We start from the raw sequence: 16,833 nt of genomic DNA, 5'->3' as shown, positions 1-16,833 counted from the left end.
ATATGGGATAGTTCTTTTTTTCCGAAAGTTTATAATTGAGAATAATTCTTAATTGAATTGTACAGAAGTTCAACAAGGAGGAATACTATTTTGAAGAAATTTTATTTTTTATTTTTTATTGTCTTACTAACAACTGCCGTTATTAGTGGCTGCTCAGAGAAATCATCTCAAGCAACCACGGGGGATCAGAATTCAGACGAACAGCAAACTCTTAAAGCTACTATTAGTGCACCTAAATCGCCAGCTATTTTTCCAAGTATCTTATTGGCAGAGCAACAGAAGGATATTGAACTTATTACCTGGGAAACAGCAGATACCCTTTTAGCTCAAATACAAAAAAAACAAGCACAATTTATTGCACTTCCTCTTAATATGGGGGCAAATCTATATGCAAAAGGTATGCCTTTACAGCTTATTCAAGTCAATACATTTGGCTCTATGTTTCTTGTTTCTACGGATGACAAGGTTCAAAAATCAGAAGATTTAGCACATCAAACTATTTTCGTACCTAGTCAAGGTGGTCCACCAGATATTTTAACAAATTACTTAATTGCTCAAAATAATATCCCAGGTGTTAAGCTCTCCTTTGTCAATCTATCTGAAATTGGTCAACAACTAGCATCAGGAGCTATTCAACATGTTGTTATTCCAGAGCCATTGTTAAGTATAGTGCAAGCTAATTTACAGACAGATTTACATATTGCCATCAATTTTGAAGAAGTATGGCAGAAACAATTTAGCAAACAATTACCTCAAACCGGTATTTTTGTAAATAAGGCTTGGGCATCTAGTAACCAACATGCTATTAAACAATTTCAAGCGCTTTCTGAACAAGCAATTACTGATTTATATCAACAGCCTGATGTTTCCTTGCCCTTATTGAGTAATTTTTTCAAAAGCAATGAAAAAATCATGGAAAGTGCATTAACAAATAGCTCCTTACACTTTCAAACAGCTCAACAAGCGCGGAATGAAACAGAAGCTTATTTTAAGATTTTACTAGAGATTGCACCTGACTCTATAGGTGGTGCATTACCTAATGAAGACTTCTATTACAATGAATAGTCTACTTCGTTCAACAGGTAGCATGATCGTACTAATATTTTTCTGGATTATATTAGCTACTAAATATCCTGACGTACTATTACCTAGCCCTATTGTAGTTGTTTCTGTCTTATTCAAACTATTAGGAAACCCTGTGTTTTGGTCCGCCTTTTTTATTACAATACTGTCCTTTCTTATTGGAATACTGCTGTCTTTGTTATTGGGTAGTATTTTAGGAATCGCAGCAGGTTTATCAAATAAGTTAAAGGATTTTATAAAACCGCTTATTACATTAGCTCAATCCATCCCTCCCGTTTCATGGATGTTATTTACGGTTTTATGGTTTGGAGAACAGGGTGGTGCTCAAATCTTTATTATTTTCGTCACTTTAGTGCCTATCTTTTTCTTTAATGTCATGAAAGGGATACTTCAAACTCCTCAAGAACTGCTCGAAATAGCTCAATGTTTTAGAGTTTCACGTAAGAAAGTGATAAGAGATATTTATTTTCCACAAGTATCACCTTACTTACATTCAGCCCTATTAATAGCAGTTGGAATGGGGTGGAAGACAATTGTCATGTCAGAGTTAATTGTGGGTCATGGAGGGATTGGTCAGCAGCTTAGTCAAGCACGTGTTTTCTTTGATACCCCAACAGTGTTTGCCTGGACAATCATACTTGCATTAGTTGGTCTAGCTATGGAGTTTTTCCTACAAAGACTACTAAAGCAATCTATCTAGTATTATTCCTGTACATCTTTAGAAAGGAGCTTAGCCTATGTTAATCCTTGAGAATCTATCCTTTTCAAGAAATCAAAAGGAAATTTTTCAGCAGTTTCAATTACAAATTGCCCCTCAGACAGTGACATGTATTTTAGGCTCTTCAGGTATCGGAAAAACGACATTATTAAGGCTTATTGCAAAGTTTATATCACCCGATTCAGGGCTAATAAGCTCTCCTACTAGATCTTTAGGCATGTTTTTCAGGAGCCACGTCTTCTTCCTAGTCTCACCGTATTTGAAAATATTGCATGGGTCAGTGAGACAGTTGATGTGGAACGGATAAATCAATTATTAAAAATTGCAGGGCTCTATCACAATAAAGCACACTATCCGCATCAATTAAGTGGAGGTATGAAACAGCGAGTCTCACTTATTCGAGCGATGGTTAATCAACCAGCTCTTTTATTAATGGATGAACCATTCCAGTCACTGGATGTCCGTTTAAAAAAGGAAATGTTGCAGTTAGTCCATACACTTTGGTTGGACTATCAACCAACCGTTTTATTAGTGACACATGATTTACACGAGGCTCTTTTTCTTGGACAACGAATACTTATTTTTGGGAATAGTCCTACACAAATACTGGGTGACTTCACTAAACAATCATCAGCCTTTCATCCGAATGATTGCTTAAAGATGAAGGAATTGCTCTCAGAATCTTAACGCATAGAAATTAATTATTTTGGAGGTATTTTAATGAATAGATCTTTACATAACTGGGACAGTCCTTCTGTCAACACTTATCAACAGTCCATTCGACAAAAAATCATAGGCTATAACCTTATTTATGACATGATGGTCAATATACTTCAGGATCTTACTACTGTAAATAAATTTTTAGTGGTAGGCGCTGGAGGCGGACAGGAATTACTCACATTAGGCAAATCATTTCCTTCTGCCCATTTCACAGCAGTCGATTCATCAAAGGTAATGCTGGAGCTGGCTGCTAAACAAATTGACTCGCTACCACATCGACCGACTATTATGTGGGTTGAGAAGGATCTACTATCCTTAAGAGTAAATGAGGTCTTCGATGTAGCTAGTTGTCATTTGGTTTTACATTTCATAGAAAGCCTTGACCAAAAGAGAACAATGCTTCAAAAGATTGCGGATAGCTTAAATGAAAATGGTGTGTTATTTATTTCATCGATTAATGCTGATTTAACTTCCCCAACATTCAAACACGAGCTTCGTTATTGGCGAAGCTCCATGCTTCATAACGGAATAAGTGAGGATCATTGGCAACGCTTTGAGCAATCCTTTAGCGTCACAACCCATCCGATTACTCTTGAATTGCTTATTAATTTACTAGGAGAGGCTGGTTTTACGACAATCCTTCCCTATTTTAAAACACATATGATTGACGCTTTAGTCGCTATTAAGGGAGAAACTACTTTATGAAAAATGGGAATATCTTAATCATCGGAGGCTATGGTGAAGTAGGAGGGAAAATTGCAAAATTATTGTTGCAAAGCTCTCCTAACAGAATATGGATTGCCGGAAGAAATATAGAAAAGGCTAAGGATTTCTGCGCCCAGCACAATAACTTAGTAAGACCTCTACAATTGGATGTGTCGAAAAAAGTGCACCCAGAGCAATTAGAAAATGTAGCACTGGTCATTATGTGTTTAGAGCAAAAAGATACTGCATTTGCACAGCTTTGCTTAAATAAAGGGATTATGTATATCGATATTACTGCAAGCTATACCTTCCTTAAAAAGTTAGAGGCACTACACTTACTAGCTGAACAGAATCATTCAACAGCCGTATTTAGTGTTGGTATGGCTCCAGGATTGACCAATTTAATGGCCATGCATGCTGCAAAGCAATTATCCTCCGTAGAGAAGCTGCATATTTCTATCTTACTCGGGGCAGGCGATACGCATGGCACTGCAGCAATTCTTTGGATATTGCATCAATTAAATAAACCTTTTAGTAGCTACAACAATCAGAAGGTTGCTAATTTTACTAATAAGAGAACCGTAAAATTTAAAAAGATTGGGAAACGAAGTGTGTATCAATTTAATTTCTCTGACCAGCATACAGCATTTCCCTTCTATTCCTATCGTCACAAGATTAGGCTTTGATGTTGAGCCACTCAATAAATTTGTATCCTTTTTACAAAAGAGTAGAATTGCTTGCCTATTAAAATTTAACGGTATACAAATCTTGCTCGCTTCACTTATTCAAAAAATAAAAATTGGTTCTGATGTGTGTGGCATACAAATAGAAGCCATTGGGAAAAAACATCACAAAGAAGCAAGCTTTACATTAGACTTTCTTGATCGCGATGAATCACTTGTAACAGCGAAAGTTGCAGCATTTATAGCTAACGAGCTCCTTAACAATAAACATCCAGCAGGAGCCTATCATATTGAGGAATTATTTACATTAGAAACCTTACAGACTCATTTTGATAGGTCCTTTCAATAAAAATGGCATTTAGCTCTCATCTAAGGGAGAAGCTAAATGCCTTTTGTTTTATTATAAAACCTTCTCTAAAAAATCCTTAGCACGCTGTGTTGATGGCGCTGAAAAAAACTGTTCTGGAGGAGCATCCTCAATGAGCTTGCCGCCATCAAGGAAAAGAATACGATCAGCAACCTCACGAGCAAAGCCCATCTCATGTGTCACAATCAACATAGTCATCCCAGAATCTGCGAGGTTTTTCATAACGGCCAATACCTCTTTAACCATTTCAGGGTCAAGTGCCGATGTAGGCTCATCAAATAATATAACTTTAGGGTCCATGGCAAGTGCTCGCGCAATGGCAACACGTTGCTTTTGTCCCCCCGATAAGCGATTTGGATATTCTTGACGCTTCTCAAACAGACCCACTTTCTTTAGTAACTCTTCTGCTTTGTTGATAGCAGTAGTCTTATCTATACCCTTCACATTGATTGGCGCATATGTTAAATTTTCAAGCACGGTTTTATGAGGGAAAAGATGAAAATGCTGAAATACCATACCTACTTCTTCACGTATTTTCATTATATTTGTCCCTTTATCTGTCAGGACATCCCCTGCAATCGTTACCTTCCCACTTGTCGGAGCTTCTAATAAATTTAAGCAACGAAGAAATGTCGATTTACCTGATCCCGAAGGTCCAATAATAGCAATTACTTCTTTTTCTTTAACTTCAGTTGATATACCCTTTAATACTTCATTCTGCCCATAAGATTTGTGTAAATCTTCAATTTTAATCACTTTTTCTCATTCCTTTCTCGATTCGTTTACCAAGGAACGTTAAAACAAGCGTCATGATGTAATAGATTACCCCTGCAAAAAGTAATGGCTCAAGATAACGGTATGTCGAACCGCCTACAATGTAGGCACGACGCATAATATCTAATGCACTGATTACTGTCACAACTGCCGTTTCTTTATTTAATGTAATAAATTCATTTACTAAGGAAGGTAAAATATTTTTTACTGCTTGCGGAATAATAATATCCTTCATCATTTTTGCATATGGAATACCCAGTGCTTGTGCAGCTTCCATTTGTCCTTTATCAACTGCATTGATACCAGCACGGATAATCTCTGAAATATATGCTCCTGAGTTTAAACCAAAAGCAATAATAGCTGTTGGAATAGGCTCAATTTGGATATCTAGTAATTGTGGTACTGCATAATAAATAATTAGTAATTGTAATACAAGCGGTGTACCGCGGAAAATCGACGTATAGAAATCAGCAAACCAACGTAAAAAATTCACTTTACCAATTTTACATAATGCTAAAAGTATACCTACGATAAAACCGATGATGGATGCACCGATTGCAATTTGAAGTGTAACACCTATCCCTTTTAAAATATAAGGAATAGAGGGAACGATAGCTGTAAAATCTAAATTCACAGCGCTCCCTCCTTTCTTTTTCATCATGATGTGGCTTTGTTTTTTGTACCGAACATAAATTTAGAAGAGGCTTAAAGCATAATAATGAAAAGCACAAGCGATAGCCCAAAAGTAGAGCTATCGCACGCAATTATTATTCAACTTTTTCTAACCATTTTTCTTCTAGCTCTTGGATTTTGCCTTCTTCAGCTAGCTCTTTTAAAGCTTTATTAATTTTATCTTTTAAATCGCTTCCTTTTGGAACAGCGATTGCTTTGAAATCTTCAGGCTGTTCTTCCACTGGGAAAGCTTCTAATTGATCATTCGTTTTTAAATAGCCTTTCGCAACGCCGCCCTCTAAAATACCTGCGTCTAAACGTTTAGACATCATATCTTGCACAATCTCAGGGATTCGCGTACGTCCTTCTACTGTTACATCAATCTTTTTCGCAATTTCATTACCTAAGTTTTCCTGGATAGATGCAGTTTGTACACCTATTTTTTTACCAGCTAAGTCAGCTTCTTTATTAATACCGCTATCCTTTTTAACAAGGATTACTTGCTCTGTTTCATTATATTTATCTGAGAAATCTACCACTTTTTCACGCTCTGGATTCGGTGTCATACCAGAAATAACGACATCAATTTTCCCTGCTTGTAGTGCTGGCACTAAACTGTTAAAGTCCATATCTTGCACTTGCATATCAACGCCTATTTTTTCTCCAACTAATTTGATTAGATCAATATCAAATCCAATAATTTCTTCGCCTTTTGCTGCATCCACATATTCAAATGGCGCATAGTCTGCTGAAGTACCAACTTTTAATACTTGCTTACCCTCTGTATCCGTAGTAGATCCTGTATCGCTTGCATTATTGTCTTTAGTCCCACATGCTGCAAGTACACCTATTACTAGTACCAGCACCATGATGAATAACTTGTTCTTCATAAACCGTAACTCCTTTTATTTATAATTTATTGTGTATGAGAATACATTTCTCGAAAATAGCTGATTGGATATTTATTCATATTGAAGAATAAAAAATCTATCTGCTAATTAAGATATACTCTTTTGAAATAATAATCAAGATAAACTAAAAAAATTTTAGCTGAATATTATATACACAATTTTCTGATAAGACAATTTATTTTTGTTTTCATTCATTTTACAAAGTAACTTTACTATTTTCCGTTTTAGCATTATTTATTCCTCCATCGTAAAAACAACTTAACTTCAACAGTGTTCAGAGATAGTGATTATCGCCATTATTTAAGCTCGCAATATTTAGATTTCATGGCTAGTAGGAATTTTGTATTAATGCCGTAAGTTATCTTGTATAATCCAAATAAATCATTTGAAAGGGATTTTTACGATGAAAAAATTATCGTTGTTGTTCGCAATTATTATTGGCTCAGTGCTGATAGCAGGCATTACCTTTTTCTTAACTCAACCTAAGTCGCATGGGCCGCAAGCGATTGAAGGTGTGATGGATTTACGTCATCATTCATTTCACGATAATACGCCTATCAAATTAGATGGGGAGTGGGCATTTATCCCGAATCATTTAGTGGACGGTGAAGCCTTTGATTCTTATCAAAGCTATCTTGTTAATGTCCCTTCAGCTTGGACAAAATATACAATTGATGGGCAACAAATACCTGTATTTGAAAGTGGAACTTATCGTCTCAAGGTTTTAATCGATGATACTGAAGATATTTTAGGAATTAAAACGAGTAACATTCGAATGTCGAACGCATTGTATATTAACGGAAAGCGAATTGGACATAGTGGAGAGCCAGCTGAGGATAGCAGCTATATACCCCACAATACCCCATATACCGCTTATTTTTCGCCTGATAAAAAAGAACTTGAAGTGATTGTCCATGTAGCCAATTTTGATTATGCACCAGGAGGAGGAATTATTAGCTCCATTTTTTTAGGGGATCAATCTAGTATTGCAAAGCTTCGAGAGGGTGCCATATTCTACGATTTAATTACCCTAGCAGGTTTTTTAACAATGTTTATCTACTTTTTTGGCTCATATCTTTATTCAAAATTTGGTATAGAACAGCTTTACTTCTCTATATTTTGTTTTGCAAGTGGGGTCTACACCCTTACTCATGGGGAAAAGTTATTACTAGACTTTATAAATGTTCCCTATGCTCCATTTCAGAAAATGCAAATGATCTCTAGTATAGCTGTAGGCCTTTTTATATTGTTGTATTTTTACCGTGCTCTAATAAACCATATGAACCGTTTAGTTGTGAAAGTGTTTTGCGCAATAGGTACCCTTCTAATGCTTGTTGCATTTTTTCCAACATCCATTAATTCACTATTTCAGAACATCAACTCATTGTATGTATTCGCAAATATTGTTTATATTTTCTATGTGCAAATTATAGCAATTTACAAACGCGCGACAGGAGTAATGTATTTAACATTAAGCTCCCTAGCCATTTTACTTTATTTTATCGTTGCAACGTTAAATACAAATATTAATCTTGAACTGAGTGCTCTACCACCATTGTTACCATTTATTTGCCTGACAATGCTTTCCCTATATATTTCTCATCGTTTTGCAGATTCTTATTTAGAAAAAGGCAAGCTAACGGAGGCACTTATACGTGTAGATAAATTAAAGGATGAGTTTCTCGCTAAAACCTCTCATGAATTCCAAACGCCCTTACATGGCATTATAGGCATTTCGCAGTCTATGCTGAAGGATGATAGTTTACCTATCTCAGCGGACGAACAAAAAGAAAAAGTATCACTTATTTTCAATATTGCAGAACGTCTATCCTATTTAGTCAATGATTTACTAGATTTTTCAAAGCTTAAGGAGAATGAATTAACATTGCGGATGACATCTGTTGATTTATATGCCATTGCACATATGACTGTAGAAGTGCTTTCCTACACGATTAGCAAGAATGTCAAAATTTATAATCATATAGAACGGGGAACCTTTGTCCAAGCTGATGAAAACCGTCTTCGCCAAATTTTATATAATTTAATTCATAACGCAGTGAAGTATACAAATGAAGGAAAAATTGATATAACTTGTTATGAGAAACAGTCATTCCTAGTGATTGAAGTTAAGGATACGGGGTGTGGGATAGCACCAGAAAATTTAAAAACCATTTTTAACCCATTCCAACAATTCAATTATTCAATCGGTGGCAGTGGATTAGGTTTACATATTACAAAGGAGCTTGTCGAGCGGCAGGGTGGAAAAATATTTGTTGATTCTATTGTCGGACAAGGTGCTACCTTTTCATTCAAATTACGAAAAGGTCAGCCGACAAATGAGGAATTACCATCAATCCCAATCCAAACATACCAGCATCCTTTCCTAACATTCCCACATATTGTTGAAAAAATAGGAAAGAAAAAAATTCTTATTGTGGATGACGATGCTGTTAATTTAAAGGTACTAATAGATATTTTGACACAAGAAAACTATTCCATTATAGCAATTGATAATGGACACCATGTATTTGAGTACCTTACACAACAACCTAGTATTGATTTATTAATTTTAGATATTATGATGCCCACTATTTCTGGCTATGAGATTTGTCAACAGGTTAGACAAAATTACACGTCTACAGAGCTACCTATTCTAATGTTGACTGCGGCTGTTCGCCCAGAGGATATGATTGCAGCCTTTCAAACTGGTGCAAATGATTTTTTACATAAACCTTTAGATGCTACCGAGCTAAAGACAAGGGTACGCAATCTTCTTTTATTGAAGGAGTCTGCAGAAACAGCAGTGAAGATGGAAACCGCGTTTTTACAGGCACAAATTAAACCGCATTTTATTTATAATGTCTTAAATTCCATTCTGTCACTAAGCTATTTAGACTTAGATAAATCACGGGCAATGATTACAGATTTTGCTACATTTTTACGTAATAGTTTTGCCTTTGAAAATGCCAACAGTCTTGTCCCTTTGGAAAAGGAGCTTAGTCTTATTGAGGCCTATGTAAATATTCATCGCACTAGATATCCTGAGCAATTAGAATTTAATATTTGCATGGATGAGCCTATCCAATGCCTTATTCCTCCTTTACTGCTTCAGCCTTTAGTAGAGAATGCCCTTCTTCATGGTTTGAAAATCAGAAAAGAGCTTAGCGAGCTACTATTAGTTATAAGGCAGGAAGAGCATATGGTGATTTTCCAACTGATAGACAACGGCATTGGTATATCTTCAGAGCTTTTAAGGCAAATTCAAAATGGTGAGAAAACAGCTAGTCAAGGCATTGGTATTTTAAACATTTCCAAAAGATTAAAAAAATTCAACAACGCTACTATCTATTTTGATAGCCACGAAAACAAAGGAACGACTGTTGAAATAAGATTTCCAATAATTACTTTATAGAGGATGTGAGCAGCTTGTTAAAAGCAGTTATTATAGATGATGAAATTTTAGCCATTCGTTTATTAGAATCCATGCTAAATGCAAGTGGCTCTATTGAGATTATTGGAACCTTCCAGAATCCAAAAGATGGTTTAGTAAATATTGATATGTTAAAACCTGATATTTTGTTTTTAGACATTGAAATGACTGAAATGACTGGTCTTGAATTCGCTTCTAAAATAGAAAATGTTTCAAGCTATATAGATATTGTCTTTGTTACAGCTTATGAAAATTATGCTTTAGAGGCCTTTAATGTACAGGCTATAGATTATATTTTAAAGCCCATTGACCACAACCGACTCTTAAAAACAATTGAGCGGCTACTTGAACGAAGGCAGCAAAAAAAGTTAATACAACCAATTGAACATACTTCTGTAAATGAAGGAACCAGAATTATTCATACATTACACTTCCATATACATTCAGGAAAAGTTTCAATTGGTGATACTGTATTAACTTTATCAACAAAGGAATTCCAAATTTTATTCTTTTTAGCACAGCATTGCAATCAAGCTTTTCCAGCTGCCGAGCTGTACCGACTTATTTGGGACGAGGATAGCTTTGGACAAACACAAGCCTTACGAGTTCATATCAGCAATTTAAGAAAAAAACTTGAAACGATTCCTGGTCATACAGCTAAAATTGTTATGGTAAGAGGCTCTGGGTATCAATTAGTTTTTCAAGAATAATTTGAAAGGGAAGTTGATTAAACCAATCAACTTCCCTTTCACTTGAATGTTATGAAATGTCCAATGTTTACTACCTTCTAGCCACTGCTCTCTCATCTCTTATGCAGGGATTTCCCCACTCTCTGTGAACAATCTATTCATCAATTTTGCAATTCTATTTTTAAAAAAGACTGTTTGCTTTAGGGCAAACAGTTCTCCTTCTATTTTATAGTATGTTCTTCAGGGAACAATTTTGACTTTAATTCATCTTCACCAGAGCCCTTGGCTAATGGAACGCGAGAACGATAGGCTGCACGACAAATTAAATGCCCTGCAACGGGTGCTGTCACAAAGACGAAAAGAATACCTAAAATGAGCCGTACACTAACAAAACCGTCATGCACCCAGAAATAGATAAACGCTCCTAACAAACAGGTTAAGACTGATAATGTAGAGCTTTTTGTAGCAGCATGTGATCGTGTATAAACATCTGGTAGGCGAATCATTCCAAATGCGCTAATAACACTCACAATGGAACCTATAAGAATAAGGATAACTGCTGCCCATTCAATCATTTGATTTACGTTCAACAATCACACCTCTTTCTATATATTTTGTAAATGCAATCGTTCCGATAAACGCTAAAATGCCCAAAATAAGTATAGCTTCTAAATATGCTTTAGTCTTCAATATAATAGAGACAATCGCAATAGCCGATAATAAATTAACCCCAATTGTATCGAGAGCTATCGCTCGATCAGGCATTGATGGACCACGGATAACACGATATAACGACAGCGCAATGGAAATACTGAAGAAAGCAAGTGCAAGAAGTAATATATTGTTAATCATTAGCGTGTCACCTCCATTATTGCTTGTTCAAATTTTCCAATTGATCGTATAACTGCATCCTTTGACTCTTCTATGTCCATAGCATGGATATAAAAGACATCTCCCTCTTCCGATACCTCCATGACGACAGAGCCAGGAGTTAATGTTAATAGTAAGGCAAGGGCTGTAATCTCCCAATCCCCCTTTAATACAGTTTTATATGTGAAAATACCAGGTGTAATATTTAACTTAGGTGTTGTGATTTGTCTTAATACACTATAGCTTGATAAAAATAGCTCCCAGTTAAACAACCATAATAACTTGATAATGGAAAAAACTCTCCGCATATAAAATTGAGTACCATAAAAGCGATGCATCGCATATAGAATGCCCATACCTACAACAAAGCCCATTAAAAATGTCGAAAATTGTGGTGTCACTTCATCTTGTAGGAGTAACCAAAGTGTTGCGATAAATAAGTTTAAAATAAACTGCATCGCCATTATTTATTCACCTCACCTTGCCATTGTTCGCCATCTAAAACTGCATCGATATAGATAGATGGTGTATAAAGAGTTTCAGCTGCATCTGTGACAAATGGTGCCATTTTTTCTGCTCCAATCCCTAATCCAAATGTGCAAACAGCCAGTAATGTTAAAGGCAACAGTATACGTTTAGGTAAAGGTTTTTCATCCTCTAGGCTAATAATGGTTTCGCCAAAAAACGAAGAAAGAAATATCCTTAACAATGAATATAAAACAATTAAACTAGAGAAAAACCCTAGACCTAATAGAACGAAATGGCCACCTTCTATCGCTCCTTGTCCAATTAAAACCTTTCCTAAAAAACCACTTAGTGGGGGTATACCAGCTAGTGAACACATTGCTATAAAGAACAACCACCCAAAAAAGGGATAGTTACGGATAAGTCCACTCATCTTATCAATTACTGTTTCCCCAGTGAGATAGATCATCATGCCAACAGCTAAAAACAACATAGCCTTAGCTATCATATCGTGCATTAAATAGTAGATAACACCTTGTAAGGCTGACTCTGTACCTACTGCTAGCCCAATTATTATAAAACCAACGCCAATTAATACATTGTAGGAGGCTATTGTTCTAACATCACGACCTGAAAGTGCACCGATACAGCCTGCTATAATTGTAATTCCAGCCATGATGCCGAGAGCTGTGTGTGTGACTTCAGGATTATTAGGGAACAGCAATGTAAAGGAACGAACAAGTGCATACATCCCTACCTTTGTTAATAAAGCAGCAAATAAAGCAGCAATGGCAGTTGGTGGTACGCTATACGAGCCTGGCAACCAGAAGAATAATAAAAGTCCCGCCTTCAAGCTAAAGACGATTAAGAAAATAAGCGCTACTGTTGTAATAAGAGGATTAGCTCCTGCCTCCATTACACGAACTGAAATATGGGCCATATTTAATGTGCCAACTGTTCCATACAGAAAAGCTAGTGCTACTAAGAAAATCCAAGAGGCTACAATATTGATAAGCACATATTTTAATGCTTCACGTAGCTGAATTTTTTCGCCACCTAAGCTGATCAGTGCATAGGAAGCAAGCAACATCACTTCAAAACACACAAATAAGTTAAAAATATCGCCCGTCAAAAATGAGCCATTGACACCTGCTATCATCAGCAAGGTAAATGGATAAAAATACATTTTTTCATATCTTAGCTCCATTGTAAAAATTGCATATAGCATACAAATGAGGGCTACAATATTTGCAACTAACACTAATAGTGTCGCAAATGAATCGGCTACAAATGAGATTCCAAATGGTGGTGCCCATCCACTAAAGTCAATGCGCATCACACCCTGTTCTTGAATCTCTACTAATAAAATGACGCTGATGATAATAATAAAGCTCAATGTCAATAAGCTGATGATGCGTTGTAGCGTCACATGCTCTTTTAAAAACACCAGTAAAATAGCCGTAATTACCGGTACAATTAATGGTAAAACAATCATATTACTCATCAGGCGTACCTCTCAATTCATCAAAATTCCCTGAACCATTTGTTTTGTACGCACGATACCCTAAAACGAGAACAAAAGCAGTGACAGCAAAGCTAATCACAATCGCTGTTAATATTAATGCTTGAGGTAATGCATCTGTATATGGTCCCTCTGATTCTCCTAATAACGGTACATCCCCTTTTTTTAAACCTCCCATAGTCAGAATCAGTAAGTGGGCAGCATGAGATAAAACAGCGGTGCCTAAAATAACACGTAATAACTGCTTTGAGAGGATTAAGTACGTCGCAACAGCTACTAATATACCTACTAAAACAAGTATTAAAGACTCCATTGGCTACTCATCCTCACTTATACTTAAAATAATTGTTACAACAACCCCCACCACTGTTAAAGCTACACCCGCTTCAAATATAGTGACAGTTGAAAAGCCCAATTTCCCAAAAATAGGAACATCTATATACGTATGTGCTTGTGTTAAAAATGGTACATCGAAAAACAACGAACCTATTGCAGTTCCTGTTGCAAGCAATACACCAAGAGCTGCAACCTTTTTAAAGTCGAAAGGCATCCCTTTATGAACAGTTTCAATATCATAGGCTAGATACAACAAAACAATGCCTGAGGCTAACACAAGACCACCTATAAAGCCACCACCAGGAGCATGATGCCCAGCAAAGAATAAATACACGCCGAGTGTTAAAATAATGAACACGACAGCTTTGGTGATGGTCCTTAAAATCACATCATTAATTTTCATGATCTGCTTCCTCCTTTCGTGGCTTAAGCTTTGTTAGAGCATAGACCCCTAAGCCAGCAATTAGAAGAACAACAACCTCTAGCATCGTATCAAAAGCACGGAAATCCCCTAGTATTGTATTAACGATATTGGAACCGCCAGCCAATTCATAGGCATCATTGAAGTAAGTAGCCACTGGTTCAAAGCGATCATAGTGTACTACTGCTAAACCAACAATTGTTACGGTTGCACCAACAAAAATAGAAATCAATGCTTTTGACCATTGAACCCTTTTACGTGGTAGCTCTGGCATCAAATCTGGCAAATATTTAAAACATAAAAGGAATAAAGCTGTTGTGACCGATTCAACAACTAATTGTGTTAAAGCTAGGTCTGGTGCACGGAAGATAACAAAGAAGAAGGCAATAGAATAGCCTAGTACACCATTTAGCAACATGGCTGTCACCCGACCCTTTGCGAAAATCATCCAAACAGCTGCAAAGATCATGACAAACACAAGGATTAACTCGTAGGATTCTATAGCGGAATCTTTATCAAAATTAAAGGTCATAGCATCTGACCAAACAAAATAACCAGCGATAAGTGCAACAAAAAACACATATATATAGATAAAATAATGTGTTAAATTACCTGTCATATATTTATTGGTAAGCCTCTGTGAGCCATTTTCACTCATCTCTATCATTCGATTGTAATACGTATTAAACGTATATTTTTGTGAAAATAGACGATAAAGTGGCTTCCAGCTTTTTAATGTTTTAAATAAGATAATTCCAATAATAATGACACCTACTGTCATCAATAACTCTGTATTGATGCCATGCCATGCATGAATATGTGGTGTTAACTCACTTGTAGTTGGGAATGTAGGATAAATACTAGCCATAGCAGGCTCTAAAATATAATGCCCTAATATATTAGGGCAGAAAAAGATACCAACTACCAACAAGCATAAAATAATTGGCGATATTAACATGCCAAGTGGAGCTTCGTGTGGTTTTCTATCAATCTTCTCTGGTTGTAGTTTACCCAAAAATGTACGACTAATTAAAATCAAACTATAGATAAAGGTAAAGATACTTGCCACCCATGCTATGATGGGGAAAAATAACCCTATATCAGCAATAGAGAATGCTTCTACATCACGAATAGCCAATACTGCTGCAAAAAACATTTCCTTACTTAAAAAGCCATTAAATGGTGGCAATCCTGCCATTGAGAAGCTACCAATCACTGCGATTGTAAAAGTGATAGGCATGAAAGACATTAAGCCACCTAATCGACGAATATCACGAGTACCTACTTCATGATCGACAATTCCAACCATCATGAATAAAGCTCCTTTAAAGGTCGAATGATTCACAAGGTGAAATAGCGCTGCAAAGCTTGCTTGAGTGTACAGAATTGAGTTTTCCTCATAGCCATAATAATGACCAACAGACCCAAGACCAAAGAGACTCATAATTAAACCAAGCTGACTCACTGTTGAAAAGGCTAATAATGCTTTTAAATCCGTCTGACGGACTGCATTAAATGAACCCCAGAATAATGTAACTAGGCCTATAACACTAACTAGCCAGAACCACACAGCCTCTCCACCAAAAACTGGTGAAAAACGAGCTACTAAAAAAATGCCTGCCTTTACCATTGTTGCGGAATGTAAGTAAGCACTAACAGGTGTTGGGGCCTCCATAGCATCAGGCAACCAAATATGGAAAGGAAATTGTGCAGATTTTGTAAAAGCCCCAAGTAAAATTAGAATAAGTGCTGGCGTAAATAAGGCATGATCTCGTATAACCTCTACATTAGCAACAATTTCACGAATACTATATGTATGAGAAGCTACATAGAGCATTAAGAAACCTGCAAGCATTGAGAGTCCGCCAAAGACTGTAATTATCATAGCTTTTTTGGCTCCAGCTCGAGATGCCTTTCTATGATGCCAAAATGCAATTAATAGGAATGATGACACACTTGTCAGTTCCCAAAATGTGTATAATACCATTAGGTTATCTGAAAAAACAACGCCAAGCATAGCGCCCATGAATAGTAATAAATAGCAGTAAAAGTGATGAAGAGATTCTTTCGTTGATAAATAAAAAATAGAATATAAAATGACTAAACTACCTACACCTGTAATCAGCAGACCAAAAATCATACTGAGTCCATCTAGGTAAGTTGTGAAATTTATATTAAAAGAGGGAATCCACTCATATGTATGAATAAAGGTTTTACCCTCGGCTAATTGAGGAATATAGCGAGCGAGTAAAAGAAACAAGATGAATGGAACAGATAAAACAAACCAGCCAAGATGTGTGACACGCCTTAGTCGCCTGTAAAGCAATGGAATTAGAGCAGCACAAACAAATGGCAAAAGTATCGCAATGAGAACTGTGACCAAATGAAAACCTCCTACTATCTAAATCATCTAGCAAATTTTTGTGGTGATGGGCATGTAAAGTGCTAAGACTTTAGAAATTTGTTC

The 16,833-nt window shown here is 36.2% G+C and carries 19 protein-coding genes; 9 read left to right on the top strand and 10 right to left on the bottom strand.

The annotated features are described in order from the left end of the window. The first annotated feature begins 90 nt into the window (after positions 1–90). Genes NP781_RS23560 through NP781_RS23535 form a run of 7 tightly spaced genes read left to right on the top strand, consistent with a single transcriptional unit; the run spans position 91 to position 4,258 of the window. The gene (locus NP781_RS23560) at positions 91–1,065 is read left to right on the top strand and encodes an ABC transporter substrate-binding protein (protein ID WP_257520940.1); all 975 of its coding nucleotides are present in this window, start codon (positions 91–93) and stop codon (positions 1,063–1,065) included. Next, positions 1,040–1,783 (top strand): ABC transporter permease, encoded by a 744-nt coding sequence (locus NP781_RS23555; protein WP_257520939.1) that lies wholly within the window; start codon positions 1,040–1,042, stop codon positions 1,781–1,783. The genes NP781_RS23560 and NP781_RS23555 overlap by 26 nt, the downstream gene beginning before the upstream one ends. 37 nt (positions 1,784–1,820) lie before the next feature. Continuing rightward, the gene (locus NP781_RS25710) at positions 1,821–2,108 is read left to right on the top strand and encodes an ATP-binding cassette domain-containing protein (protein WP_373880532.1); all 288 of its coding nucleotides are present in this window, start codon (positions 1,821–1,823) and stop codon (positions 2,106–2,108) included. Then, on the top strand, positions 2,009–2,488 hold the full coding sequence (locus NP781_RS23550) for an ATP-binding cassette domain-containing protein (protein WP_263082496.1): 480 nt from the start codon (positions 2,009–2,011) through the stop codon (positions 2,486–2,488). The genes NP781_RS25710 and NP781_RS23550 overlap by 100 nt, the downstream gene beginning before the upstream one ends. Before the next feature lie 33 nt (positions 2,489–2,521). Next, positions 2,522–3,226, top strand: a complete 705-nt coding sequence (locus NP781_RS23545) for a class I SAM-dependent methyltransferase (protein ID WP_257520938.1) — start codon at positions 2,522–2,524, stop codon at positions 3,224–3,226. Next, the gene (locus NP781_RS23540) at positions 3,223–3,912 is read left to right on the top strand and encodes a saccharopine dehydrogenase family protein (protein ID WP_257520937.1); all 690 of its coding nucleotides are present in this window, start codon (positions 3,223–3,225) and stop codon (positions 3,910–3,912) included. The genes NP781_RS23545 and NP781_RS23540 overlap by 4 nt, the downstream gene beginning before the upstream one ends. Beyond that, a complete protein-coding gene (locus tag NP781_RS23535) occupies positions 3,836–4,258 on the top strand; it encodes a hypothetical protein (protein ID WP_257522580.1) in 423 nt (140 codons plus the stop codon). Before NP781_RS23540 ends, NP781_RS23535 begins: the two co-directional genes overlap by 77 nt. Before the next feature lie 51 nt (positions 4,259–4,309). Here the strand turns inward: NP781_RS23535 and NP781_RS23530 are convergent, their stop codons facing one another. From NP781_RS23530 to NP781_RS23520, 3 genes are all read right to left on the bottom strand, one after another. Then, a complete protein-coding gene (locus NP781_RS23530) occupies positions 4,310–5,032 on the bottom strand; it encodes an amino acid ABC transporter ATP-binding protein (protein ID WP_257520936.1) in 723 nt (240 codons plus the stop codon). After that, positions 5,025–5,684, bottom strand: coding sequence for an amino acid ABC transporter permease (locus NP781_RS23525; protein ID WP_036075291.1), 660 nt, complete (start codon positions 5,682–5,684; stop codon positions 5,025–5,027). Before NP781_RS23525 ends, NP781_RS23530 begins: the two co-directional genes overlap by 8 nt. A gap of 133 nt (positions 5,685–5,817) precedes the next feature. Further along, entirely contained in the window at positions 5,818–6,612 is a 795-nt protein-coding gene (locus tag NP781_RS23520) for a transporter substrate-binding domain-containing protein (protein WP_257520935.1), read from the bottom strand. Positions 6,613–7,036: 424 nt separating this feature from the next. Here NP781_RS23520 and NP781_RS23515 point away from each other — a divergent pair, with 424 nt between their 5' ends. After that, complete coding sequence (locus NP781_RS23515) at positions 7,037–10,045, top strand: ATP-binding protein (protein ID WP_257520934.1); 3,009 nt, start codon at positions 7,037–7,039, stop codon at positions 10,043–10,045. A 14-nt stretch (positions 10,046–10,059) separates the two neighbouring features. Continuing rightward, positions 10,060–10,773 carry a DNA-binding response regulator gene (locus tag NP781_RS23510; RefSeq protein WP_257520933.1) on the top strand — a complete coding sequence of 238 codons (714 nt, stop codon included), beginning with the start codon at positions 10,060–10,062 and terminating at the stop codon, positions 10,771–10,773. 200 nt (positions 10,774–10,973) lie between these two features. On the opposite strand, the gene NP781_RS23505 is transcribed toward NP781_RS23510, so the two are convergent. Genes NP781_RS23505 through NP781_RS23475 form a run of 7 tightly spaced genes read right to left on the bottom strand, consistent with a single transcriptional unit; the run spans position 10,974 to position 16,749 of the window. Further along, complete coding sequence (locus NP781_RS23505; protein WP_004233152.1) at positions 10,974–11,342, bottom strand: Na+/H+ antiporter subunit G; 369 nt, start codon at positions 11,340–11,342, stop codon at positions 10,974–10,976. Next, positions 11,320–11,604: a Na(+)/H(+) antiporter subunit F1 gene (locus NP781_RS23500; RefSeq protein ID WP_004233151.1), complete on the bottom strand. Its 285-nt coding sequence runs from the start codon at positions 11,602–11,604 to the stop codon at positions 11,320–11,322. The genes NP781_RS23505 and NP781_RS23500 overlap by 23 nt, the downstream gene beginning before the upstream one ends. Beyond that, positions 11,604–12,086 carry a Na+/H+ antiporter subunit E gene (locus tag NP781_RS23495; RefSeq protein ID WP_257520932.1) on the bottom strand — a complete coding sequence of 161 codons (483 nt, stop codon included), beginning with the start codon at positions 12,084–12,086 and terminating at the stop codon, positions 11,604–11,606. Before NP781_RS23495 ends, NP781_RS23500 begins: the two co-directional genes overlap by 1 nt. Further along, positions 12,086–13,591 carry a Na+/H+ antiporter subunit D gene (locus tag NP781_RS23490; protein ID WP_257520931.1) on the bottom strand — a complete coding sequence of 502 codons (1,506 nt, stop codon included), beginning with the start codon at positions 13,589–13,591 and terminating at the stop codon, positions 12,086–12,088. Before NP781_RS23490 ends, NP781_RS23495 begins: the two co-directional genes overlap by 1 nt. Continuing rightward, on the bottom strand, positions 13,584–13,922 hold the full coding sequence (locus NP781_RS23485) for a Na(+)/H(+) antiporter subunit C (RefSeq protein ID WP_004233143.1): 339 nt from the start codon (positions 13,920–13,922) through the stop codon (positions 13,584–13,586). The genes NP781_RS23490 and NP781_RS23485 overlap by 8 nt, the downstream gene beginning before the upstream one ends. Positions 13,923–13,925: 3 nt before the next feature. Next, on the bottom strand, positions 13,926–14,348 hold the full coding sequence (locus tag NP781_RS23480; RefSeq protein WP_257520930.1) for a Na(+)/H(+) antiporter subunit B: 423 nt from the start codon (positions 14,346–14,348) through the stop codon (positions 13,926–13,928). Continuing rightward, complete coding sequence (locus tag NP781_RS23475) at positions 14,338–16,749, bottom strand: Na+/H+ antiporter subunit A (RefSeq protein ID WP_257520929.1); 2,412 nt, start codon at positions 16,747–16,749, stop codon at positions 14,338–14,340. Before NP781_RS23475 ends, NP781_RS23480 begins: the two co-directional genes overlap by 11 nt. Between the last annotated feature and the right edge of the window lie 84 nt (positions 16,750–16,833).

The organism is Lysinibacillus sp. FN11, assembly GCF_024628845.1.
Classification (GTDB): Bacteria; Bacillota; Bacilli; order Bacillales_A; family Planococcaceae; genus Lysinibacillus; species Lysinibacillus capsici.
This window is presented reverse-complemented; position numbering and strand designations above follow the sequence as displayed.

What these genes read in the sequence shown, in the direction of transcription:
- NP781_RS23490 (WP_257520931.1), bottom strand. Translation starts at nt 13,591, where the DNA reads ATGAGTAATATGATTGTTTTACCATTAATTGTACCGGTAATTACGGCT.
- NP781_RS23480 (WP_257520930.1), bottom strand. Translation starts at nt 14,348, where the DNA reads ATGAAAATTAATGATGTGATTTTAAGGACCATCACCAAAGCTGTCGTG.
- NP781_RS23540 (WP_257520937.1), top strand. Translation starts at nt 3,223, where the DNA reads ATGAAAAATGGGAATATCTTAATCATCGGAGGCTATGGTGAAGTAGGA.
- NP781_RS23500 (WP_004233151.1), bottom strand. Translation starts at nt 11,604, where the DNA reads ATGATTAACAATATATTACTTCTTGCACTTGCTTTCTTCAGTATTTCC.
- NP781_RS23545 (WP_257520938.1), top strand. Translation starts at nt 2,522, where the DNA reads ATGAATAGATCTTTACATAACTGGGACAGTCCTTCTGTCAACACTTAT.
- NP781_RS23515 (WP_257520934.1), top strand. Translation starts at nt 7,037, where the DNA reads ATGAAAAAATTATCGTTGTTGTTCGCAATTATTATTGGCTCAGTGCTG.
- NP781_RS23555 (WP_257520939.1), top strand. Translation starts at nt 1,040, where the DNA reads ATGAAGACTTCTATTACAATGAATAGTCTACTTCGTTCAACAGGTAGC.
- NP781_RS23495 (WP_257520932.1), bottom strand. Translation starts at nt 12,086, where the DNA reads ATGGCGATGCAGTTTATTTTAAACTTATTTATCGCAACACTTTGGTTA.
- NP781_RS23485 (WP_004233143.1), bottom strand. Translation starts at nt 13,922, where the DNA reads ATGGAGTCTTTAATACTTGTTTTAGTAGGTATATTAGTAGCTGTTGCG.
- NP781_RS23520 (WP_257520935.1), bottom strand. Translation starts at nt 6,612, where the DNA reads ATGAAGAACAAGTTATTCATCATGGTGCTGGTACTAGTAATAGGTGTA.
- NP781_RS25710 (WP_373880532.1), top strand. Translation starts at nt 1,821, where the DNA reads ATGTTAATCCTTGAGAATCTATCCTTTTCAAGAAATCAAAAGGAAATT.